The sequence below is a fragment of the Flavobacterium sp. PL11 genome (assembly GCF_035985025.1).
Lineage (GTDB): Bacteria > Bacteroidota > Bacteroidia > Flavobacteriales > Flavobacteriaceae > Flavobacterium.
In genome coordinates, this window is sequence record NZ_JAXCIA010000012.1 from 80,967 (window position 1) to 104,482 (window position 23,516).

A 23,516-nucleotide genomic window follows, 5' to 3' on the forward strand; every position below is an offset into this window, starting at 1 on the left:
TATGTGGTATACAATCAATTTTGGCTCTAAGGAAATAACGTATACAATATTGTATACAAAACGTAAGACGTTAGGTATTACAGTCAATCCCGATATGGAAATTGTGGTAAAAGCACCCGAAGAAGCCACTTTAGAGTTAATAGAAGCTAAAGTTAGAAAGCGAGCACCTTGGATTATCAAGCAGCTTAACTTCTTTTTGACCTTTCATCCCAAACCCAACGACAAAAAATATGCAACAGGCGAATCTCATTTTTATCTAGGAAAGCAATACCGAATTGAAATCATTGAAGACAAAAAGAATGAAGTGCATTACAAAGGACGCTACATTCAGATCAATACCAAAAATAAAAACAAAGCCAAAGAGTTGCTAAATGATTGGTATCGCATCAAAGCCAAAGAAAAATTTCAACTCATTGCAGAACCGATTATCGAAAAGTTCAAAAAATACAATGTAGAACCAACTGGAATCTATATTCAAGAAATGAAAACCCGTTGGGGAAGTTGTACTCCAGAAGGTAAGATTATCTTAAACCCTGAATTAATCAAAACACCAAAAGGCTGTATTGAGTATGTTATTATCCATGAACTTTGCCATTTGGTACACCACAACCATACACAAAAGTTTTTTGATTTACAGGCCAAAGAAAACCCGTTGTGGGAGCGTTGGAAAAAGAAGTTGGAGGGGTTTGGTTAAAATCAACTTTACCAATTGTTTAATGTTTCATAAAGTAGACCAATTTGATTGCTTTTAATTGAGTACTGAGTTGCAGTTTTAGGAAGGTCTAATTTATCAACTCCATCTGCATACGCAGAACGTTCCCATCTGCATTGGATTTCAGATAATTTTGTGCCACCTAAACTTTCTATAAGAACAAGTATTTTTGCTCCCAAGTCTGGAGTGTTTTTACCAACTGCCTTATTGTTTTTACGTAGCCATAGAATCAATTCATCAGCGCCAATATTAATTGTTGTCATAATAATTTAGTATTATTTCGTTGTGTAGCTAAGATAAAGGTTTATTGTATTATAATTCGAATTATTTCAACAAATGAGAATAATCTGCAGGTAAAGCAGCATCAATATCTCGTAGGTATTTTTCAAGCGACTCCATAGTTTGATGGCCAGTAATTTGCATTAAAGTACTTTTGGTTTCAAAGGGAGTCAAAGTTTTGTTTAATTCCTTATAGAGATTTGTGATTGAAGTATGTCTAAAACTATAAAGTCCATAATCTTCCCCTAATTTAAAATGAGTTTTCACCTCTTTGAAGCGCTTTGAAAAATAATTTCTTCTGTTGTTTTCTTCCGCATCCCATTCACCTCCAATTCGATTTGGTGTAAATAAGAAATGTTCAGTATTCATTTTTGATAAATCAGGCAATAAATCAATAATTTTTTGCGGTATAATTTTTACTTTGACAGCTTTGTTTTTTGCTTTTACAAATAACTTTTTTCCAACTATATCTAAATCCCCAATTTTTAGTCTACACACTTCAACTGGTCGTAAATAATTATATGAAATAAATTGGATAAATAGAAGCAATATTTTATCATTAGCTTCTAAATAATTTATTATGTCAACTTCTTGAGTATTAGAATAGGTTTTATTTCTTTCAGGAGTAGATTTTAATGTGTTGATTGTTTTTACAATATTGTCTTTAATGATTTCATTATCAACTAACACTTGTGTCACTGAGCTTAAATCGATACGAGTATTATTTCTATTTCGGGCACTTGTATTCTCTAAAACTAAATTCAAATATTCGATAATAGTTTTTTTGTCTAGCGTTGAAATTCCATTTGTAGAGCTATTGTTTAAATCTAGCCATTTCAAAAATCGGTTGACCCTTCCTTGCAACCCACTGTAGGAAGTTTTGTTTATGACTTTGGCTTTAATCTTTAATCCAAACTCGAAGGCTTCTCGAATACTCATCTCAGGAGTTGTTTCGAGTAAAGGAGTTTCAACAATAATTTTAGTAGGTGTTATAAATATTTCAGCTTCTTTACTTATATTTTTTACTTGATCACTCTCAATAATTCCAAAAAGTTCATTTTTAAGTTCTGTATTATCTTGAAAAGGATTAAAACCTTTTTTTAATAAATTAAGTAAGTTTCTTTGTAGGGATTCTAAGAAAAGTAATCTTTCATTTTTAGATTTATGATAGTTTGCTCCTCCTTTTATATTAGGCTGTCGAACCTTTTTATTTGTTTTGGGATCTCTAAACGAATAATACACGTACCACTCTTTTGAAAGAGCTTGATTTTGCTCAACTTTTGAGAGCTTATTCCACTGTGAAATTTGGATTCCTCCAGTGTAGATCTTTGGATCAGAATAGTTAGGTTTCATAGGCAAATCGTGTACGGAAACGTGTACGGCACGTAAAAGTAGTGAAATTGATTGCATAAAAAAAGCGGTTTCGTGTACACGAAACCGCTGTTCTATTGATAAAAATCTTGTAGCGAAGACGGGAGTTGAACCCGTGACCTCAGGGTTATGAATCCTGCGCTCTAACCGACTGAGCTACCTCGCCAAACTTCCAGGAATAAGGCCCTGAATGCGGGTGCAAATATAGAACTTATATTAATGCGTGCAAACATATTTGAAAGAAAAAAAAATATTTTTACAAATGCTTTTTTCTTGTAGTTATATTCTATATATTTCGGAAAAATTAAACGCAGCTCATGGATCAGAAAGTACGTTACGAAATCGAGTTTCCTATAAATTCTTCGCCTCAATTATTGTATCAATACATATCAACTCCATCGGGCTTGTCTGAATGGTTTGCTGATAATGTAAATTCACGTGGTGAATTTTATACCTTTATTTGGGATGATTCTGAAGAGAAGGCCAGGTTAGCTTCAAAAAAGGCAGGCGAAAAGGTGAAATTCAAATGGGTTGACGATAAAGGGAAGGACACCGAATATTTTTTTGAATTACATATTTTAGTAGACGAATTAACCAAAGATGTTTCTTTGATGGTTGTAGATTTTGCCGAGCAAGATGAAATTGAAGAAGCTACACTATTATGGGAAAATCAAATTTCAGATTTAAAACATCTAATAGGATCAGTATAATAAATTTCGATATTATACCTATATTTGCTCTAAATATTATTTAGGGCTTTTTATATGATTAATTATAATGGAATTATTACGTCTCAAGACGTTGCTGGACTATCAAATAACCGAGCTTTCTTATACGGTGATGGAGTTTTTGAAACTTTAAAAATAATAAATAATAAAATTCTTTTCCTAGAAGACCATTATTTTAGATTAATGTCCTCTATGCGAGTAGTGCGAATGGAAATCCCAATGAATTTCACAATGGAATTTCTTGAAGAGCAAGTTCTTCTTTTAGTTAGTGCAAATAAGATTTCCGAGTCTGCTCGTGCTCGTATTACTGTTTATAGGAACGGTGGAGGTTATTATCTACCTCATAATAATTCGATCTCTTTTTTAATTAATGCAGTTGGATTGGATAGCAAGGACTATTTAATTGAAAATAATAGTTATGAGGTCGATCTGTATAAAGATTTTTATATTACAAAACAGCTGCTATCATCAATCAAAACGACTAACAAAATCATCAATATCACTGCAAGTATCTATGCTTCAGAAAATGGTTTAGACAATTGTCTTTTATTAAATGAAAGTAAAAATGTAGTAGAAGCATTGCAAGGAAATATTTTTATGCTAATGGACAATAAATTAATAACGCCACCAGTGTCTGAAGGTTGTCTCAATGGAATAATGAGAAAGCAAATAATTCTTTTAGCAAAAAAAAATGAAAATTTAGAGGTAGTAGAAGCTATAATTTCTCCATTTGATCTTCAAAAAGCAGACGAATTATTTATTACTAACGTTATAAAAGGGATACAACCAATAACACAATATCGCAAAAAAAGTTTTGTAACTAAAACATCAGTAGCATTATTAGCAAAATTAAATGATATAATTGCTGCCATCTAATTCAGGTAAGGGTTTTCTGGCGCATTTAGCCAAATAAGGTAATCACCACCTAATTCTTTAATTTGCTCTTTCCAAAAGTGAGTCGCTGATTTACCAATTATTTTATTTTTATGCCTATTGGAGTTGATAATCCAAGAATGGCTATCCATTTCACTTTCTAATTGTTTCTCGTGCCATCCTGTATATCCTAAAAAAAAGCGAATATTATCATTATTTATTTCGCCTTTATTGATAAGTTGTTTAGTTGATTCAAAATCGCCTCCCCAGTAGATCCCATTAGAGATTTCAATGCTGTTTGGTATAAGTTCGGGAATATTGTGAATAAAATAAAGATTGTCTTGCTCAACGGGTCCACCATTGTAAATTTTAAATCGAGCATCAATTTCAGGAATCAAGTCATGAATAGTATATTTTAAAGGTTTATTAATTATAAAACCCACAGACCCTTCTTCATTATAATCTGCAAGTAGTATAACTGACCTATTGAAAGAAATATCACCTATTATTGTAGGCTCTGAAATTAATAAGTATCCTTTTTGTAATTTATCTTTAATCATCACTTTAATTTTTAATAAATTTAAGTTTTTTATTATTGCATTACCAAATATAATCGATAAAACGTACAAAAAAACCTTCCAAATGGAAGGTTTTAATTATATTAGATGTACTACTTGTATTAATTCACAGTACCCTCTAAATCTGCACCTGCTTTAAATTTCACTACATTTTTAGCAGCAATTTTTATCGTGTCTCCTGTTTGAGGATTTCTACCATCTCTAGCCGCTCTAGCAGATACAGACCAAGATCCGAAACCTACTAAAGATACTCTTCCACCTTTTTTCAAAGTCTCACCTATGTTTCCTAAAACTGACTCTAAAGCTAGTTTTGCTGCAGCCTTGGTTATACCTGCATCAGCAGCCATAGCATCGATTAATTCTGATTTGTTCATAATATATAGTTATTAATTGTTGGTTATACAATATTGTCCTACACAAATTTAGTAGGAATTACGTTCCTTGCAAATGTTTTATGTTAATTTAATTTATTTTGTTAATAACTTATTTTATTTGTTGATAAAACGTAGATTAATTTACAATTAAGTATAATCGATACGGTTTTATTGACTTTAAGATGCAATTGACTGATCAGAAAATTTAATTCCATTTAATAATTCAGCAGTATTCATTTTCTTTTTCCCTGGAAATTGCAAATGATGAATTGCAATAAATCCATCTCTCACAGCAATTTTCAATTCTTTTTTGGTGCAAATTAAACTTCCAATCATTGTATTATGTTCTTCTAAATTTATTGTAGAATCATATATTTTCACATTCCATTTTTCGTCTTTATCCTCAAAGTAACACCATGCTGCTGGATATGGAGACAGTCCCCGTATTAAGTTGTGGATTTCAACAGCTGATTTTGTCCAATCAATTTTGCAATTCTCTCTATTCAGTTTATAAGCAGTCTTAATTTTACTGTGATCCTGTTGGATAGAGGTATTAACTGAACCTTTTTCAATTAATTTTAAAGTTTCAATAACAGTTTCACTTCCTAAATTCATTAATCGGTCGTGTAAATGTCCTGCATTTTCAGTCTGATCTATTGCTAATTCTGAACTCAAAATCATTGCACCAGTGTCGATTTTATCATCAATAAAAAAGGTGGTAACACCAGTTTTTGTTTCTCCATTGATAATCGCCCAATTAATAGGAGCTGCGCCGCGATAATTAGGAAGCAGCGATGCATGGAGGTTAAAAGTTCCTAACGATGGCATCTCCCACACTACTTTTGGTAACATTCTAAAAGCTACTACTATTTGTAAATTAGCATTCAACGCTTTTAATTCCTCTAAAAAACTTTCGTCTTTTAAATTTGTTGGCTGTAATAAAGTTAACTGATTTGCTATTGCAAATTCTTTTACCGCGGAGAACTTGATTTTTTGGCCACGACCAGCTGGTTTGTCTGCTGCAGTAATGACGCCAACGACTTGATAGTTATTTTTAATTATAGTTTCTATAATTCCTACCGCAAATTCTGGGGTTCCCATAAAAACAATTCGTAATTTTTCCATTATATCTTGAGGGTGTATTTATTATTTGGTTTAACCAAAATAAAATTATTTTCTAACAGTTCTTGTAGTACAAAGATAACTTCCTCTGGATTGTTTTTGGTCTTGTTTTGAATATCTCTTGAGTTTAAATCTTCATTTTCGAGTAATTTGATGATTTCATTGGAAAGTAGAGATACATCTTTTTTCTTAATTTTTTTAGTTATACAAAACGAACAAATACCGCAATCAGTAGTTACTATTTCACCAAAATATTTCAAAATTAATTTATTTTTGCAAATTGACTTTTCATCCACATACGCTACAACGGCTTGTAAATGATCTTTTTTTAGCTGATTTTGATTTTCTAAATGTTTGGAAACCCGGTTAATAGTTCGCTCATCTTCTCGTACTTCGTTAAAAATTATTGTTGCATCGTTATTTTTTGAATGATAATCGATAATTCCTTTATCTTTTAATTTTTCTAATATAGTTACAACTTCTGATTCCCTATGATGTGATTTTTTTGAAATCAACTGTATATTAAACGCAGTTTGCATTTCGTAAATTCCAGGATAAGTACGTAAAATAGCAAGTATGATTTCTTGATCATTTGGATTCAAACTTATATATCTAATTACTTCTTTTGAGGGTATTAAAAACTGGATCGTTATTTTCTCTGAAAACTCCTGAGATAAAGTGATAATTCCTTGCCGATCTAAAAATTGTAAAGCGTGATACGTTTTTAGAGTTGGAAATTCATACCGCAAACAAAAATGATGTAAATTAAAAGTAAACTGTTCATTAATTCCTTCACCATAAGCGATCTGGAAATAATTATTGAGCTTTATATACATCAAATTCAAAAACTTTTTATCTGGTAAAACCGTTATGAACTGATTTTTAGCTTGTATAATATCTGATGGACTACTTAAAAGTATTGCAAAAGCTCTTTCACCATTTCGACCTGCTCTACCAGCTTCTTGGTAGTAATTCTCCATGTTTTCTGGTAATTGAATATGAATTACTGTTCTAACATTGGGTTTGTCAATTCCCATTCCAAAAGCATTAGTAGCTACAATAACTTGAACTTCTTCATTCATCCAGGATTGCATGTTTTTATCTTTCTCTTTGGACGAAAGTCCGCCGTGATAGTAGGTTGCTTTAAATCCTAATGCTTGTAATTGTGATGAAAGATCTAGGCACGACTTTCTGTTACGAACATAAATAATAGAAGGTTCAGGATTTTTCTTCAAAATTTGTTCTATTCTAAAAATTTTATCTTCGATTTCAAAAACCATATAAGCGATATTTTCTCTTGCAAAGGATTTCTCAAATATTTTAGGTTGATGTAATCCTAATTCTTTTATGATATCCATTTTTACTCTTTCAGTAGCTGTGGCAGTCAAAGCAAGAAAAGGGGTTTTTGGAAAATGTTCTTTAAGTGTGGAGATTTTTAAATAAGCAGGCCTAAAATCATGTCCCCATTGCGAAACGCAATGCGCTTCATCAATGGTTATTAAGTTGATGGGCAACGATTTTATTCGATCCAAAATCCAATCAGACTGTAACCGTTCTGGTGATAGATAAAGAAATTTATAATTTCCAAATTGGCAATTATCCAGTAAATCAATAATTTCCTCGGACCGAATTCCTCCAGTAAGTGCAATTGCTTTTATATTTCGCTGTTGCAAATTAGCTACTTGATCTTTCATCAATGCAACTAAGGGTGAAATCACCAAGCAAATCCCATCATTGATTAAGGCAGGAATTTGGAAGCAAACAGATTTTCCACCTCCAGTTGGCATCAAAGCAAAAGTGTCCTGACCGCTTAAAACCGAACTAATTATTTCGCTTTGGAGTGATCTAAATTTATTGTGTTTCCAATATTTTTGAAGTAGTGCTAACGCTTGTGGCATAGATTCCAGTTTTCAATTCCATAAAAAGAGTTTCAATTAAAAATAGTAATAGCAACTTATTTAGAAATTTCATCTAAGATAAAAAGAATTCTGTTATCCATCGTGTCTTTTGGCACTTCTATTAAATTATAGCCATAATTTTGATACGTTTCCACAAGATGCGAATAGATTAATTTAGCTTGTTCAAAATTTTCATAACGCGCATCGTCGCTAATATAAATTTCTTCCCAAGGAGGAAGTATAAAAATTTTTGAATAGGTGTGTTCTCGGCAAGCATTATCAAAAGTGGAAGGATAACTATCGCCAATGTAGTGCATATAGGCTAAAACATCGGGAATTCCACGGTCAATAAAGACTATTTCATGTGCTTCAACTGTCGCATTTTGATACTGCTTTTTCCTTCCTTCAAGTAGTAATTCACTAAACAATAATGGTTTTTCAAGAAATAATTGTTCAATCCCTTGTTTCTTAGCTTCTAGTGTTACTTCTCTCGATATTTCAGGGTAACAACAATGTCCTTTCTCGATTAGCCCATCTATGATTGTGGTTTTACCTGTTCCTGGACCGCCAATGATAACTATAATTTGTTTTTGCACTATTTGGAAAATAAGGCGCAAATTTACTTTAATTTATTGGTAAACCGAAAAATCAATCCTTCTAAATCAGTTCAGCCAAAAAAAAAAAATCAAAATTCATATTTTGCTTTTGAAACTGTATCTTTGTCTTTATTTTAAATTAACGATGGATCAAAAGACGAAAGAATTCTACGAGAGATTAAAAGTAGAGTTGGACATGAGTAACACTTGGCCAACGATTTATTTATTTAAATTTATCGTACCTACAGTAAATAATAATGTGGCACAAATTGAAAACGCTTTTGATTGTATGGGTGCAGTTATCAATACTAAAAAATCTAAAACAGGAAAATACACTAGTATATCCGTGGATGTTACAATGAAAGGCTCACAAGAAATAGTGGATAAATACTTAGAAGTTTCTACTATTGAAGGAATTATTTCCCTTTAAACTATAAAAGATAATTTTTAATGATGTTCTCGATTGAATACTAATGTTGAGACTCTTATCATTAAAATTTTAAAAACATATATTGCAATATGAATTCTAAATACATAAAAGAAAACTCAAATGATGTTGTTCATCACTTAGAATACAATGCCGAGCGTTCACATCTGATTATTCCAGAATATGGTCGTCATTTACAGAAATTAATTGACCAGGCTACTCAAATTGAAGATGATATAGAACGCAATAAGGCTGCAAAATATATCATTCAAGTAATGGGAAGTTTAAATCCTCATTTAAGAGACGTTCCTGATTTTCAACATAAATTATGGGATCAACTCTTTATTATGTCTGATTTTAAATTAATTGCTGATTCTCCATATCCTATTCCTTCACGCGAGGTTTTGCAACTTAAACCAGATGTACTGCAATATCCACAAAATTTTCCTAAATATCGATTTTATGGCAACAACATCAAATATATGATTGATGTGGCCAATAAATGGGATGATGGTGAGATGAAAAACGCTTTAGTAAAAGTGATCGCAAATCACATGAAAAAGTCCTATTTGAGTTGGAATAAAGACACTGTAAAAGACGATGTGATTTTTGAACATTTATACGAATTATCAGATGGAAAATTAAATTTAATTCAAAGCGAGGAAGAGTTACTTAATACCACTGATTTATTAAGGACCAATAAACGAGTTTCTAATAAAATAATACCTGCTGGTCAACCTAAAATTTTAAGTAATAAAAATATAAAGCCAGGTAAAGCAAATCCAGTTCACAAAAATCAAAATAGAAAATCTTTATAAAATTGTTATTGGTAAGGAATTATTTTGTAATTCTATCCCTGTAAACTATAACTTAAAACAGAATGGGAGTTTTTAAAATAGAAGGAGGCATCAGCCTTAAAGGAGAAATCACGCCTCAAGGAGCTAAAAACGAAGCTTTACAAATAGTATGTGCTGTACTTTTGACGCCTAAAAAAGTGATTATTACTAATATTCCTGATATTATTGATGTTAATAAATTGATTACTCTTTTAGGAAATTTGGGCGTTAAAATTGAAAAAACGGGTCATGGTTCTTATACTTTTCAAGCTGATGAAGTAAATATGAACTATTTAGAAACCGAAGCTTTCAAGAAAGAAGGTGGTTCTTTAAGAGGTTCAATAATGATTGTTGGTCCATTACTAGCGCGTTTTGGAAAAGGTTATATTCCAAAACCAGGTGGCGACAAAATAGGTCGTAGAAGATTAGATACTCACTTTGAAGGATTTATCAATCTAGGTGCTAAATTCAGGTACAATAAAGAAGATCATTTTTACGGTGTAGAAGCACCTAAAGGATTAACTGGCGCTAATATGTTATTAGACGAAGCATCAGTTACTGGAACAGCTAATATTGTTATGGCAGCAGTATTGGCTAAAGGAATCACTACCGTTTATAATGCAGCATGCGAACCGTATTTACAACAATTGTGTAAGATGCTAAATGCTATGGGCGCCAAAATTTTAGGTGTTGGTTCAAACTTATTGACAATTGAAGGCGTCCAAAATTTAGGTGGATGTGTACACCGAATTCTTCCTGATATGATCGAAATAGGAAGCTGGATTGGTCTAGCTGCTATGACAAAATCAGAGATAACTATTAAAAATGTAAGTTGGGATAATCTTGGTTTGATCCCTAATACCTTTAGAAAATTAGGAATTACGTTAGAACGAAAAGGAGATGATATATATATTCCTGCTCACGTTGACGGGTACCAAGTAAAAACTGATATTGATGGTTCTATTCTTACCATTGCTGATGCACCATGGCCAGGCTTTACGCCAGATTTATTAAGTATCGTTCTTGTTGTTGCATCACAAGCTAAAGGTGATGTGCTCATTCATCAAAAAATGTTTGAAAGCAGATTATTTTTTGTAGATAAATTGATTGATATGGGTGCCAAAATATTATTATGTGATCCGCATCGAGCCGTTGTAATGGGACATAACTTCGAATCACAGTTAAAAGCTACAACTATGTCATCGCCAGATATTCGTGCGGGTATCTCATTATTAATTGCAGCGCTTTCCGCAAAAGGTACAAGTACAATTCAAAATATCGAACAAATTGATCGTGGATATGAGCGGATAGATGAACGTTTAAGAGCTATTGGCGCTCATATTGTGCGGGAATAATTAGCAGCAATCATTTAAAATTTCGTTTAAATAAACCAAAATTGATTTAGTTTAAAAATCATTTCAGGTTTATTTAAACGTTTTTATTTTTAATACTCTATAAATAAAATAAATGTCAAGCGAAAAAACAGCAATTAACGCTACTTATTTTAGTATCATTGGAAATACAGTTCTGGCTATCATAAAAGGTCTAGCTGGATTTTTTGGAAATTCTTATGCGCTAATCGCAGATGCAATTGAATCGACATCTGATATCTTTGCATCATTTTTAGTGTTATTTGGGATAAAATATTCCAATAGGCCACCTGATGAAAACCACCCTTATGGACATGGAAGGGCGGAGCCACTGATAACTTTTCTTGTTGTAGGTTTTCTTATTACGTCGGCAATAGTCATCGCTTATAATAGTGTTTTAAATATATTGACCCCGCATTTATTACCAAAACCATGGACGTTAATTGTTCTAGGAGCTATAATTATTTGGAAAGAATATTCATATAGAGTTGTAATGAAAAGAAGTATTCAAACGAATAGTTCGTCCTTAAAAGCCGATGCGTGGCACCATCGCAGTGATGCAATAACATCTGTGGCTGCTTTTATTGGAATCTCGATAGCCTTATTTTTAGGTAATGGTTATGAAGCAGCTGATGATTGGGCTGCACTTTTCGCCTCAGGTTTTATCGTTTATAATAGTTATAAAATCTTCCGACCCGCTTTAGGCGAAATAATGGATGAACATTTATATGACGATTTAATTGCTCAAATTAGAGTAGTTTCAGTTCAAGTAAACGGAATTTTAAATACTGAGAAATGCTTGATTAGAAAAGTAGGTATGCAATTTCATGTTGATTTACATGCAACTGTTAATTCTACTATTACTGTAAAAGAAGGACATGACTTAGCTCATAAACTAAAAGATCGTTTGCTTGAGAAAATTCCTGCACTTGGAAATGTATTGATTCACATTGAGCCAAATGAAGAATAGCTAAAATATAATGGTAGTAAAATTTTAATTGTGTCTTCTGATGAAAGTAATTGATAAATTAGCTTGGATAGAATTAAAAGATAAAACTATACTTTCTACAAAAAGTTTTGGAAAGGATAAATTTTATATTCCAGGCGGTAAAAGGGAAAATAATGAAACTGATGAACAAGCTTTAATTAGAGAAATTAACGAAGAGCTAGATGTATTTCTAGACAAAAATTCATTGAATTATATTGGTGTTTTTGAGGCTCAAGCGCACGGACATTCAGAAGATGTTATTGTAAAAATGAGTTGTTACTCTGCTACGTACCTAGGAGAACTAAAGGCATGTTCAGAAATTGAAGAGTTTAAGTGGCTAACTTATTCAGATAAAGACAAAGTCTCAGCTGTTGATAAATTGATTTTTAAATACCTCAAAGAAAAAGGTTTGTTAATTTAGTAAAAGCCATTTTTTTAATTAATCTCTTGATTTCAATTACCAACTTCAAGTTTTATTACTCTAAAATATTTAAAAACTTAAGTCCAAAAATAACTCCGTCGCCTTGAACACCATTTTGATAAGATCGAATATAATCAATACGCAGCAGCTTAAATTTACCAAATCCTATATTGTCTAAACCGGCTGTAAATTCGGTATAAGGTTTATTGTTAGATGTTGATAAAGTATGAAATCCAAGGTTTAATGTCGATTTCAGTTTGTTCAACAACGGAATTTTATTCATAATAAATCCCTTATCATTATATTCACTATGCCATTCAAAATAACTTTTATTTGTGCTATTTGAATAGTAGGGTAATAGGTTGAAAACATTTAAGTAACGATTTGTTTGCCCAATATGTGTTTGATTTCCATTGAAATGTTTGTAATCTATAAAAGCAATGTTATTAGCATTTAAAAATTTACCAGCTCGAAGATTTATACCAACAATTCCTTTATTTCCTAAAGTTAAATCGTAGGTTAATCGAGTGCTTATTTGATCAAATTCGTATTTCTTTTCGCTTGCAGCAATTGCTCTCTCGTATGCTATATAAAGTGTTGGATACTTTTCATTGCGAATATTAAATTTTCCATCAGGGCGTGAAGAGTATTTATTGCCAAAATTGATTCTAGCAAGCACATTTATTTTTGTTAAATGATGTTCTGTAAAAGGTGTATATATAAAATCATTTGGAGCCAGTGGATTATTTGAAGTATAAAAATCATTTTTGCTAAAAAAAGAGTAATCGGTATTGTTAAATAAAGGTTTGCGCTGCTGGTATTCAATTCTACTATTTAAGTTAACACCATTAGTAATATCTTGGCTAAAGCCAATTCCTACTGCTTCTAAATTATACAATTTCATAAAGTTATTCTTAAACGCTAATGAACTTATTGTATTTATTGTTTTACTAATAGGTTCACTGGAATTGAATTGCTTTACTGAACTTCCGCCAGTCATATATAAAGTTGCATAATTTTGATTGTTAAATCGGTGGATGAATTGACCAGTTACCCGCATGCGATCTTCTGCAAAGCCATAATTAAATTTTGAACTAACTGATGTATATTGTCCTTTTGCCTCTTGTTTTTTGCGAGTTGTAAAACTAAATCCAGAATCAAAATTATAACCTTGAACAGTATTAAAACTAATAGATCCAATGTTTAATAGACCATCATATTTAAAAATGTATTTTTCTAAGCTATTGTTGAAACTATATCCTGTTAGTAATTTTGTTATTTTGAATTTATTCCCTTTTGCATCAATTGAATCAAGATATTTTTCCGAGTTTCGAACCTTATAGATACTATCTTTTCTCACATAATCAATAGATTCCTCTATTGTCAGGGGAATCGGTCTGTTACTATTCCAAAAAAGAGAATCTTTTTTATTTGAATTTATTTCAATTCTAGTAATTTCATTTGTAAATGTTTTTGGAGCAAAAGAATTTATAAAGTCATAATTGCTGTACACATAATTATACTTTCCTGTAAAGGAAATTCCAAATGCACCAGCTGCAATCTCCAAACTTTGCGTATTTTTTGCCCAAATTTTATTGTTATTATTGTAACTAAAATTTTGTTTTAGGCTCATTACCTCTAAAAACTCTTCTTTTATACGATAACCTTTAATATCTAATTCAACTGCATAAATTGCCCAAGAATCCTCAACAATATAGATATAACCTTCAAATACAGGTTCGCTATCTCGCTTTGCCTTGACTTTTATTTTATTAATCATTTTTTTATTTTCGTCAAAAAAGGTGCTTTCTAGCCTATAATCATAATAAGCGAATGCATTACTAGCAATAGGCGAAATCATTTTGATGCCAAAATCGACTGTGTTATCATAAAAATCATAAAATGAGGAACGCGCTGTATTGTAACTATAGCCGTTGTCTCTACCGCTCACTTTTGAGGCAGTCACAACTTCTTTTAGATTATCAGGTTTTTCAAATGATATTTTAGAAAAGGTTTCTGATAATGAAATAATACCCGTACCTGTGGAGTCTAAAGCGCCATTCAAATCACTAATTTTTTGGCCTAGAAATTTCTTAGGGGCGTTTTTTAATTTAAAAATACCACGAGAATAAAAGTCGGCATTGAATTTATTGGTCTTTTCGGTATTTTCTTTTCTGCTTGCCATTGCATTTTTTATAATGGCAATGGCTGGATTGATCTTTTTATTAATAATTACTTCATTCAGCGAGAAACTCTCCTCTTCCATCTTTATATTTAAGGCATACGGAAGTTTATTAAGATCGATAGAAACCTTTTGCGTTTTAAAGCCTAAAAATTGAAATACAACACTGGGTTTATCTTTGCTTCTTAAAGTGAATTCGTAGTAGCCTTGCTCGTTCGAGGTGGTACCGTTATAAGTATCTTGCTGAATAATAGTAACAAAAGGAAGGGGATTCCCTTTATCATCAGTAATGGTTCCTTTAATTTGCGCGTGGATTGTAAAAAAAGCTAAAAACATTAACAAAGAGTAAAATTTTTTCATGAAAGTTTTTTCTCTCACAAAAATAAAAGAAGTTTCAAAAGAGGATATTAATTAAATGTTAAACATTTAAAACATAGTTTAATAAAAGCGAAAAACTATAAAAATGAATGTACTGCTAATTCATAACTTTTCAAGCCAAATCCTAGAACAACTCCTTTTGCATTTCCAGAAATATAGGACTGATGTCTAAATTCTTCTCTAGAAAACGTATTTGAAATATGAACTTCAATCACTGGCGTTGTTATGGCTTTAACTGCGTCGCCTATACCTATCGAAGTATGTGTGTACGCACCAGCATTTAAAATTATTCCATCAAATGAGAAACCAAATTCTTGAATTTTATCAATTAATTGACCTTCTATATTACTTTGAAAATAAGAGAATTCAATTGCAGGAAATTTTATTTGTAAAGTTGTAAAATACTCCTCGAAGGTTAGATTTCCATAAACTTCTGGTTCTCGTTTTCCTAGTAAATTTAAGTTCGGTCCATTAATGATGCTAATTTTCATAATTTTGATTTTTGTAAAAATAAAAAAAAATCCTCAATTACTTTCACAATTGAGGATTCATTATAAATCAATATAAATTCTAAATTCTAAATTCTAAAATTTAAGATTTTTGTTCTTTATTGAAATAAACTAAGTAATAGTACATTTGTTTTTCCTCATCCCAACCTTTTTCTACATACTTCTCAGCACTTTCAGGATTGATAAAATCCATCTTTATTTGGATGTGCGTATCTAAATTAATCACGTTTTTAATTGATTTTCTAGCATCAGAAACAGCCGCATTTGCTATGGGAAAAGAAGTTACATCTTCTATACTGTATTTTTCGCCTTTGTCGATTTTGTAATTTTTAAATTCAGGAATAAGATCAGGATTGTCTAATACTTCATTTAAAAATTCGGTTTCTTCAAACTCGTCATTTTTGGCAAAATAATTCACCGAGCGATTCATAAACATTACCTCTTCCTTTTTGTCTTCAGCTGGGAAAACAACATCTTTTGCGAAATTTTGACAAAATTTCAAATATTTTTTTGTAATGAAATTTTCATCTTCAAATGCATCTACAGAAAGGAAATGCTCTAGCCAGTATCTCGCATCATAACGGTTACTGTCAACAGTGAGTATTTTATATCCTTCTTCTTTTTTATAATTAAAAATTAAACACCCTTTATCAAGTTTATTAAGACTTACACCTTGTTGCAAAATCATTTCAAGATGTGTAGATTTTTCTTCAAATTGTAAAAAGTCAGCTTGGATTTCACTTTTAAATATTCCGATAGCATCTACTACATTATTATCGATGCTTACGTTAGATAAATAAGTAACGTATACTTCCCCATTTTTAATATGTGGATGATTGGACTGCTCAAATAAGTGCTGTGTTATTTTTTTTGAAACCTCGTGAACAATTGATGGATTATCAAAAACTTCAGTAGCAAACTTGAACATATCATTATAATCTAAATCGATTTCATGTGCAAATTGATAATAGTTTTCTTCTTTTTCTCTGAAGGGTTTGAAGAAAAATTCTTTCATTAAAGGAACTATTTCATCATTCAAACTAAAAGGTTGCTCTGATAAAAAGATTGCTTCATTTCTACTTTTATTACCAACTCTATGAATTGATAAATTTTCGATATGTGTATTATATAAATTAATCATTGTGCTGAAAGTGTTAAAGGTATGTTTTGAAATTTGTTTTGTTTACACTAATAAATAGAAGTGTTGCGGGAAATTATTTTGTGCAAACAAAAAACTCTTTCATCAATATAGAAATATGTTTTTATTTTTTGATTTAGTGCCTTCTACTGTGGAGAAGGTTAAGGAGAGGTTTAATTCCAGCTTTCGTCATTACCATAATCTTCAAAACTGTCGTCTCCCTCAAACATGTCTAGATCATCTTCATCTAAACCATCTTCGTATTCATCATTATAACTATCTGCATCATCTGATTCGAAGTTTTTTTCCATAGCTTCGTCTGGTATTTCACCATGCGAAAATATGGTTTCAGGATAGCTGTTGCCAGTAACAGGTTCTTCAATAGATGCTAGTTCGACTAGAAAAGTCCACATATTAATGAAGTCATAAACATAAATAATTTTAGTATTTTCTTTATCTAATATTTCAGATAATGGATAATCACTCATTATTTTTTGTTCACCAATAACATCTCCGGTATCAAAAAGTGAAATCTCTTCTTCTTGATTCCAAGTTTCATCACATGTGTAAAAAGAGGCAACGTCCATACCGTCAAATCCAAAAGAATTGAATATAGCATTGTGTAAATCTTCCAATGTATCATCAGCAAGAATTGCTATATCTCTAAAAATATCCTCTTCTGCGTCTAGAATTACTCTAAATTTATAAACCATAATCGTTGCTTTTTTTTTGAAGGTCAAAGGTAAAATATAATTTTAGATATTATCGTCAAGATTTATAACAGATTTTTCGTTTGTTAATAAATATTAGAGTAGCAGTTACTAATTTTGAAAGTTTAAATTTATAATAAAAATCACGATTAGTATATGTTGCTTGTTTCATTTTATCGATTACCTACTTTAAATAATATAATATCTTAACATCAAAACTTACTTTTACTTTTTAGCAAACTGGTAATTCTTTTTCTAAATTTATGGTACTTTTTATGATTGGGATATAATCTATTATGAGCCATATTATTAGTAATCAAAGCTACAGCCAATAAAATTAATGCTCCGCTAAGAACTGGAGAAAGGACATACCAATAGCCTAAATTTTTAATTTTTTCAGAACCAGCAATTGCAATCAAAGCAGTAGCGCCACCTGGCGGATGTAAAGTTTTTGTAATTTGCATCAATACGATAGAGGATGCAACGGCAAGTGGAGCGGTTAGCCAAAGAATGTCAGGCACAAATTTATAAACCGTAACACCAATAATAGCCGAAATCACATGACCGCCTATTAAATTTCTAGGCTGTGCCAATGGGCTTTGAATAACGCCGTAAACCAGAACACTTGATGCACCAAAAGAACCAATTAAGTAAACCATATCAGATTGTGGCAATGTGTGCGATTGCAAATAAGCAATTATGCCGATACCAAGAAATCCTCCAACGAATGCCCAAAAATGTTCCTTAAAATCAACGAGCGTTTCCTTATAAAGTATGTATTTAGTTTTTCGATAATTTCTTTTAATTTTATGAATTGATGACATACTAATTATTTTGCTAGACTTGGAGAATAAGTGTAAACAGTAAACGGATAGATCATCTTGGCGGTATATTTAGAAATCAAACAAACGATTAAAATTGGGAAAAATAGGGTGTAATCATTAGTTAAACCACAAACTAAAAACAAAGCGGTAAAAGGAGCATGAATACTTGCACTTAAAACTGCAGCCATACCTATGATCATAAAATTGATAGGAATAACATCGGCGTTCGTGTATCGATTGAGTAGTAACGCAAGCAATAATCCTAAAAAAGCTCCAATAAATAAACTTGGTGCAAAAACACCTCCGTCACCCCCTGCTGCTAGCGTAGCAGATGTAGCGATGGGTTTTACTAATGTTAATCCAAAGAAAGTTAGCGCTAAAGAAACAGTTAGAATTGTATCATTTGATTCAAATAACATAGTTTTAATCGCATGGTAGCCTTCTCCATACAATTGAGGAAATATAAAAAATGAAGTACTTAAAAGTATTGATCCTAAAATAATTTTGTAATAAGGTTCATTTATCTTTAAAAAGTATGATTTAAAAAATAAAACGCAACGCGTCAGATACACAGAATAAAGAGCAGCCAATACTCCTAATAAAATAAAATATGGGGTTGCTTTTAAATGCCAAGTTGTGATGTTTACAGTGAATAATGGTTCTTCATGTAAAAGAAAACTAAGTGTGGAAGCGATTACAACTGCTATACCAGTAGTAAGAATAAAAGCTCTAGTCAATTTTTTTGAAATTACTTCAAGCGAAAATAAAATTCCTGCTATAGGACTACTAAATAAAACAGTAATTCCTGCAGCTATTCCGGCACAAATCAACTCGGTTTTATATTGTCTAAACATATTGTGTTTTCGTTGTGCAACAGCTCCTATAGTGGCAGTAGCGACAACTGTAGAAACTTCAATTCCCGTAGATCCACCAGAAACGACCGTTAGTAAACCATTTATAAAATGAGAAGGTATTTTATAACTGGGTAAATTCTTGGTTTTAGAATCTACGCTTTCAAAAATTTCTTTAATGCCTTTGTTCTCCTTTTTCTTAAACAAATATTGTCTCAAAAAAAAGATAATTGATAATCCAAAAACGGGTAAAACTACAAAAAATATTGGATTGATAGTCGCACGGTGAAAAAATATTGATTCGTAATATTCAGTTGCATTTTTTAAAACTATACCTAAAAAAGCGGAGAGAAATCCAATCAATACTGAAACTATTACTAATTTTTTAAACTTTATGAATCGGTAATTTTTTTTAATTTCTGTATTTGTGTTCATCATATCAAATTGCTAAATTTTGTTTTTATAAAACAGGAAATTGTACAATTAAATAAAATAATTCTACAGTACAAATTTAAAAAAACAATATCACAATAGAATCCAAAAAATGCTGATGCTGCACTATTTTATTATTATTGTATTTTATTAGCGTGTAATAAAATAATTAGCAACTATTTTTTATAAAACTAGTTGCTATTGATAAGTTTTTTACAAAAAAAGCCCAATCAATTGATTGGGCTCTTTATCTATTTTTTTGGTTCGGAACAAAGTCCTACAATTTCATGAAAAGTGTCGTGCAAATCAGTTATCGATTTTACCAAATCCGTATCTGCAGCATTAGCCTTTACTAATTTATTTAATGCTTTACTCTTCAATTGTAATCTCTCCGCCGAAGCCAAAATCGCATTGGTTCTAAATTCAGTTGGAATGTCTGATTTCAATAATTGCGCTGATTTAGCCATCATTTCCTCCGAACGTGCCTTGATAGGAGCTAGATTTCCCTCTTCAGCAGGATGAAAAGTCTCTGACATTACCCCATGAAGTTCTTTGACTGCTGGCCATTTATCAAAAGTCGATTGAGCCAAAACGCTATTTGCCACAAAAATTAGTGCAAGCACTGTAAATAATTTTAGATGTTTCATCTTGCTGTTTTTAATGATTTATAATACTGCTAAATATAACTATAATTCTTGATTTAATTTTCTAATTACCTTTGCAGGATTTCCAACGGCTAATGAATTGTCAGGAATATTTTTTGTAACTACTGACCCGGCGCCAATCACACAACCACTTCCAATGATCACACCCGGACAAATTACCGAATTTCCTCCTATCCAACAGTTATCACCAATAGTGATAGGCAAGGCATTTTCAAGTGTTTTACGTAATTCTGCATCAAGTGGATGTGTTGCTGTATATAATTGAACTCCTGGCGCAAAAAAAACATTAGAGCCAATAGTCACTTTGGTACAATCTAAAACAACACAATTTACATTAAAGTAAACGTTTTCTCCGCAAATAATATTGTATCCATAATCGCAAAAAAAGGGCGGCTCTATATATAAGTTTGCTCCAGCATTTGGAATCAGTTCTTTGATTATTTCCCGTGCTTTTTTCGTAATTCTATACTCCGTTACATTTAACCGATGTAGTAAATTTTTAGATTTTCGTCTGTCCTTGACTAAAACAGAATCTCCTGCCAAATAATAATCACCTGCTATCATTTTCTCTTTTTCGGTCATCGGTTCCATTGGTAATTTTTTTATTTTTTGGGCATGCCCTCCGCAAAAGCTGCGGTCGGGCTATCCGTTTCAATCTTTATTTTCTCGTTTTGACAACGAGAAAATAAAGGATTTCCACTACTATCCCTCATGCAAATCGCTTCCGTTTTCATTAGACTTTTTGTAAATATAACAGAAAAATAAATTCTTTACAATTCATCTCTTGATTTCAACAGTTCGGAACAGTAAAGTTTTTCTTGTCTTATTTCTAAAATACATTTACCTCAACAAAAACCAAATACGATGAAAACCATTTTTACGATTTCCATTTTTTTACTAACGACAATACTTTTCTCTCAAACAACAATTGCAGGTAAAATAATAGACGAAAAAGGAAAGCCTGTTGCAGGCGCTAATATTTTTATCGAAGGGACTTTTGATGGAACTTCGAGTTCTGAAGTTGGCGAATTTACTTTTGAAACTAATACAAAAGGTAATCAAACCTTGGTGGTTAGTTCACTTATTTACGAATCTTCAAAAATAGTCATCGATGTTGCAAATGCTAAAAATTTAACTGTCAAACTGCGTGAAAGTATAATTTCACTTGATAGTGTTGTCATCACAGCAGGAATATTAGAAGCGGGAGACAAAGCCAGAGTTTCTGTTCTAAAACCATTGGATATCGTTACTACAGCTGGGTCTGCGGGGAATATTATTGCCGCTTTGCAAACCTTGCCAGGAACACAAACCGTAGGCGAGGACGGAAGGTTATTTGTACGTGGTGGCGAGGCCAATGAGACACAAACCTTTGTGGATGGAATAAGAGTAGCACAACCCTACGGCGCAAGTACGCTTAACATTCCCGCTCGTGGTCGGTTTTCTCCTTTCCTTTTTAGCGGTATATCTTTTTCAACAGGAGGTTATTCAGTCGAATATGGCGAAGCGTTGTCAAGTGTTTTGCTATTGAATACTCAAGATGAGCCGGACCAAAATAAAACCGAAATCTCTTTGATGACCGTTGGTTTAGGAATTGGAAATACCCAAAAATGGAAAAAAAGTTCACTGAGTGTTAATGCAAATTATATCAATTTAGCGCCCTATCAAGCCTTAATCCCTCAAAACGTAGATTGGAACAGTCCGTTTCAATCGTTGTCAGGAGAGACGGTATATCGCTATAACTTTAATCATGGAATTTTGAAAGTATACGCTGCTTTTGATTCGTCAAAATTTGACATTAATCAAGAAAACATTAATTCTCCTGATAAAGTAAGAGTCGATTTAAACAATAATAATTTTTATATGAATTCCTCTTATAAGGGTGTTGTCGGGAACAATTGGCAAATTACTTCTGGATTGAGTTACGGGTACAGCAACAACAAAATCAACTTGAATTTAGATACGGTGTCGAATGATGAAAATGCTGCTCATTTAAAACTAAAACTGCGAAAAAGTTTTTCAGATCGGTTAAAGTTATCTTTCGGTGCTGATTATTTTATTACTAAATTTAATGAAGATTTTAGTCCAACTTCAGGTTTGATTTTTACGAATGGTTATCAAGCTAACATTGCGGCCGTTTACAGCGAAGCCGATATTTTCTTTTCTAAAAATTGGGCTGCAAAAGTAGGAGTGAGAGTAGCAAATAATGCTTTTTTAAATGAAATTGCTATCTCACCCCGAATTTCATTTGCCTATAAAATGGCCAAAAACAGTCAATTCTCTTTCGCTTATGGCGATTTTACTCAAACGCCAAATGCGGATTATGTTAAATATTCAAAATACCATCAATTTGAAAGCGAAAAAGCTTCTCACTATATTTTGAATTATCAATACAATAAAAACGGAAAAATCTTTAGAGCGGAAACGTACTTTAAGGGCTATCGGAAACTAGTAAAATTCGATACAGAAACAGCTGTATTTAATTCGGATTACAGCAATAATGGGTCCGGATACGCTAAAGGTTTGGATTTTTTTTGGAGAGATGGAAATACAATTAAGAATTTAGAATATTGGATTTCGTATTCTTACATAAATACCGAAAGAGATTACAGAAACTTTCCAGCACAAGTAACTCCAAATTTTGTTGCTGATCACACTTTGTCTATTGTAACTAAATATTGGATCAACGATTTAAAATCACAAGTAGGTTTCACACATTCGTTTAGCACAGGCAGACCGTATAATAATCCAAATGAAACACAGTTTATGAATGGAAAAACCAAAGCATTCAATAATTTAAGTTTTAATTGGGCGTATTTATTGTCGCAGCAAAAGATTATGTATTTCTCTATTTCCAATGTTTTAGCAACTCAAAATGTATTTGGTTATGAATACGCGAACAAGTTAAATGATGCAGGCGTCTATAACAGAAAAGAAATTATTCCTACCGCAGATCGTTTTTTCTTTGTTGGATTCTTCTGGACGATAAGTAATGACAAGAAGGATAATCAATTGTGGAATCTTTAAATGTGGGATTTAGAATGCCAACAAGCGCAGATGAGTCAAAATATGCATCACTTAAAGGGTTTTTATGTAATGAAACGAAATAAAAATTTATCGCCGTCACTTCGAGTGTTTTTATGTGGTGAAACGAAATAAAACTGTATCGCCGTCACTTCGAGTGTTTTTATGTAGTGAAACGAAATAAAAATGTATCGCCGTCACTTCGAGTGTTTTTATGTAGTGAAACGAAATAA

Annotated in this window: 24 protein-coding genes and 1 tRNA gene; 9 read left to right on the forward strand and 16 right to left on the reverse strand. The window is 31.8% G+C overall.

What is annotated here, in order from left to right; translation table 11 throughout:
* The first annotated feature begins 1 nt into the window (after position 1).
* The gene (locus tag RCH18_RS08315; RefSeq protein WP_326936290.1) at positions 2 to 694 is read left to right on the forward strand and encodes a M48 family metallopeptidase; all 693 of its coding nucleotides are present in this window, start codon (positions 2 to 4) and stop codon (positions 692 to 694) included.
* 8 nt (positions 695 to 702) lie between these two features.
* On the opposite strand, the gene RCH18_RS08320 is transcribed toward RCH18_RS08315, so the two are convergent.
* The 3 genes from RCH18_RS08320 to RCH18_RS08330 form a co-directional block, all read right to left on the reverse strand.
* Complete coding sequence (locus RCH18_RS08320) at positions 703 to 975, reverse strand: hypothetical protein (RefSeq protein ID WP_326936291.1); 273 nt, start codon at positions 973 to 975, stop codon at positions 703 to 705.
* Positions 976 to 1,036: 61 nt separating this feature from the next.
* Positions 1,037 to 2,401 carry a tyrosine-type recombinase/integrase gene (locus RCH18_RS08325; protein WP_326936292.1) on the reverse strand — a complete coding sequence of 455 codons (1,365 nt, stop codon included), beginning with the start codon at positions 2,399 to 2,401 and terminating at the stop codon, positions 1,037 to 1,039.
* Positions 2,402 to 2,454: 53 nt separating this feature from the next.
* A tRNA-Met gene (locus RCH18_RS08330) sits at positions 2,455 to 2,528 on the reverse strand.
* A 151-nt stretch (positions 2,529 to 2,679) separates the two neighbouring features.
* Here RCH18_RS08330 and RCH18_RS08335 point away from each other — a divergent pair.
* Complete coding sequence (locus tag RCH18_RS08335; RefSeq protein WP_326936293.1) at positions 2,680 to 3,072, forward strand: START-like domain-containing protein; 393 nt, start codon at positions 2,680 to 2,682, stop codon at positions 3,070 to 3,072.
* A gap of 54 nt (positions 3,073 to 3,126) precedes the next feature.
* The gene (locus tag RCH18_RS08340; RefSeq protein ID WP_326936294.1) at positions 3,127 to 3,966 is read left to right on the forward strand and encodes an aminotransferase class IV; all 840 of its coding nucleotides are present in this window, start codon (positions 3,127 to 3,129) and stop codon (positions 3,964 to 3,966) included.
* On the opposite strand, the gene RCH18_RS08345 is transcribed toward RCH18_RS08340, so the two are convergent.
* The 5 genes from RCH18_RS08345 to RCH18_RS08365 all read right to left on the reverse strand — a co-directional run bounded on the left by RCH18_RS08345 (position 3,963) and on the right by RCH18_RS08365 (position 8,531).
* Complete coding sequence (locus tag RCH18_RS08345; protein WP_326936295.1) at positions 3,963 to 4,523, reverse strand: YqgE/AlgH family protein; 561 nt, start codon at positions 4,521 to 4,523, stop codon at positions 3,963 to 3,965. The genes RCH18_RS08340 and RCH18_RS08345 overlap by 4 nt on opposite strands.
* 119 nt (positions 4,524 to 4,642) lie before the next feature.
* Positions 4,643 to 4,915 (reverse strand): HU family DNA-binding protein, encoded by a 273-nt coding sequence (locus tag RCH18_RS08350; RefSeq protein WP_326936296.1) that lies wholly within the window; start codon positions 4,913 to 4,915, stop codon positions 4,643 to 4,645.
* 177 nt (positions 4,916 to 5,092) lie between these two features.
* A complete protein-coding gene (fmt, locus tag RCH18_RS08355; protein WP_326936297.1) occupies positions 5,093 to 6,040 on the reverse strand; it encodes a methionyl-tRNA formyltransferase in 948 nt (315 codons plus the stop codon).
* Positions 6,040 to 7,935, reverse strand: coding sequence for a RecQ family ATP-dependent DNA helicase (locus tag RCH18_RS08360; protein ID WP_326936298.1), 1,896 nt, complete (start codon positions 7,933 to 7,935; stop codon positions 6,040 to 6,042). Before RCH18_RS08360 ends, fmt begins: the two co-directional genes overlap by 1 nt.
* Positions 7,936 to 7,991: 56 nt before the next feature.
* Entirely contained in the window at positions 7,992 to 8,531 is a 540-nt protein-coding gene (locus RCH18_RS08365; protein WP_326936299.1) for an ATP-binding protein, read from the reverse strand.
* 145 nt (positions 8,532 to 8,676) lie between these two features.
* Between RCH18_RS08365 and RCH18_RS08370 the strand changes: the two genes are divergently transcribed.
* The 5 genes from RCH18_RS08370 to RCH18_RS08390 all read left to right on the forward strand — a co-directional run bounded on the left by RCH18_RS08370 (position 8,677) and on the right by RCH18_RS08390 (position 12,573).
* The gene (locus RCH18_RS08370) at positions 8,677 to 8,961 is read left to right on the forward strand and encodes a DUF493 family protein (RefSeq protein ID WP_326936300.1); all 285 of its coding nucleotides are present in this window, start codon (positions 8,677 to 8,679) and stop codon (positions 8,959 to 8,961) included.
* Between the two features lie 89 nt (positions 8,962 to 9,050).
* Positions 9,051 to 9,776, forward strand: coding sequence for a DUF4290 domain-containing protein (locus tag RCH18_RS08375; protein WP_326936301.1), 726 nt, complete (start codon positions 9,051 to 9,053; stop codon positions 9,774 to 9,776).
* Between the two features lie 62 nt (positions 9,777 to 9,838).
* Entirely contained in the window at positions 9,839 to 11,149 is a 1,311-nt protein-coding gene (gene murA / locus RCH18_RS08380; RefSeq protein WP_326936302.1) for a UDP-N-acetylglucosamine 1-carboxyvinyltransferase, read from the forward strand.
* A 112-nt stretch (positions 11,150 to 11,261) separates the two neighbouring features.
* Entirely contained in the window at positions 11,262 to 12,134 is an 873-nt protein-coding gene (locus RCH18_RS08385) for a cation diffusion facilitator family transporter (protein WP_326936303.1), read from the forward strand.
* Between the two features lie 40 nt (positions 12,135 to 12,174).
* Positions 12,175 to 12,573 carry an NUDIX hydrolase gene (locus tag RCH18_RS08390; RefSeq protein WP_326936304.1) on the forward strand — a complete coding sequence of 133 codons (399 nt, stop codon included), beginning with the start codon at positions 12,175 to 12,177 and terminating at the stop codon, positions 12,571 to 12,573.
* A gap of 55 nt (positions 12,574 to 12,628) precedes the next feature.
* On the opposite strand, the gene RCH18_RS08395 is transcribed toward RCH18_RS08390, so the two are convergent.
* From RCH18_RS08395 to RCH18_RS08430, 8 genes are all read right to left on the reverse strand, one after another.
* Positions 12,629 to 15,115 carry a DUF5686 and carboxypeptidase regulatory-like domain-containing protein gene (locus tag RCH18_RS08395; RefSeq protein ID WP_326936305.1) on the reverse strand — a complete coding sequence of 829 codons (2,487 nt, stop codon included), beginning with the start codon at positions 15,113 to 15,115 and terminating at the stop codon, positions 12,629 to 12,631.
* A gap of 95 nt (positions 15,116 to 15,210) precedes the next feature.
* Positions 15,211 to 15,624: a type II 3-dehydroquinate dehydratase gene (gene aroQ, locus RCH18_RS08400; protein WP_326936306.1), complete on the reverse strand. Its 414-nt coding sequence runs from the start codon at positions 15,622 to 15,624 to the stop codon at positions 15,211 to 15,213.
* A gap of 100 nt (positions 15,625 to 15,724) precedes the next feature.
* Complete coding sequence (locus RCH18_RS08405; RefSeq protein WP_326936307.1) at positions 15,725 to 16,783, reverse strand: nucleoid-associated protein; 1,059 nt, start codon at positions 16,781 to 16,783, stop codon at positions 15,725 to 15,727.
* A 170-nt stretch (positions 16,784 to 16,953) separates the two neighbouring features.
* Positions 16,954 to 17,493: an IS1096 element passenger TnpR family protein gene (locus RCH18_RS08410; RefSeq protein WP_326936308.1), complete on the reverse strand. Its 540-nt coding sequence runs from the start codon at positions 17,491 to 17,493 to the stop codon at positions 16,954 to 16,956.
* Between the two features lie 209 nt (positions 17,494 to 17,702).
* The gene (locus RCH18_RS08415; protein ID WP_326936309.1) at positions 17,703 to 18,314 is read right to left on the reverse strand and encodes an HPP family protein; all 612 of its coding nucleotides are present in this window, start codon (positions 18,312 to 18,314) and stop codon (positions 17,703 to 17,705) included.
* Positions 18,315 to 18,319: 5 nt separating this feature from the next.
* Entirely contained in the window at positions 18,320 to 19,600 is a 1,281-nt protein-coding gene (locus RCH18_RS08420; protein ID WP_326936310.1) for a chloride channel protein, read from the reverse strand.
* A 248-nt stretch (positions 19,601 to 19,848) separates the two neighbouring features.
* Positions 19,849 to 20,244, reverse strand: a complete 396-nt coding sequence (locus RCH18_RS08425) for a hypothetical protein (RefSeq protein ID WP_326936311.1) — start codon at positions 20,242 to 20,244, stop codon at positions 19,849 to 19,851.
* 39 nt (positions 20,245 to 20,283) lie between these two features.
* Positions 20,284 to 20,853: a sugar O-acetyltransferase gene (locus RCH18_RS08430; RefSeq protein ID WP_326936312.1), complete on the reverse strand. Its 570-nt coding sequence runs from the start codon at positions 20,851 to 20,853 to the stop codon at positions 20,284 to 20,286.
* A 273-nt stretch (positions 20,854 to 21,126) separates the two neighbouring features.
* Between RCH18_RS08430 and RCH18_RS08435 the strand changes: the two genes are divergently transcribed.
* Complete coding sequence (locus tag RCH18_RS08435; RefSeq protein ID WP_326936313.1) at positions 21,127 to 23,286, forward strand: TonB-dependent receptor; 2,160 nt, start codon at positions 21,127 to 21,129, stop codon at positions 23,284 to 23,286.
* Positions 23,287 to 23,516: the final 230 nt, after the last annotated feature.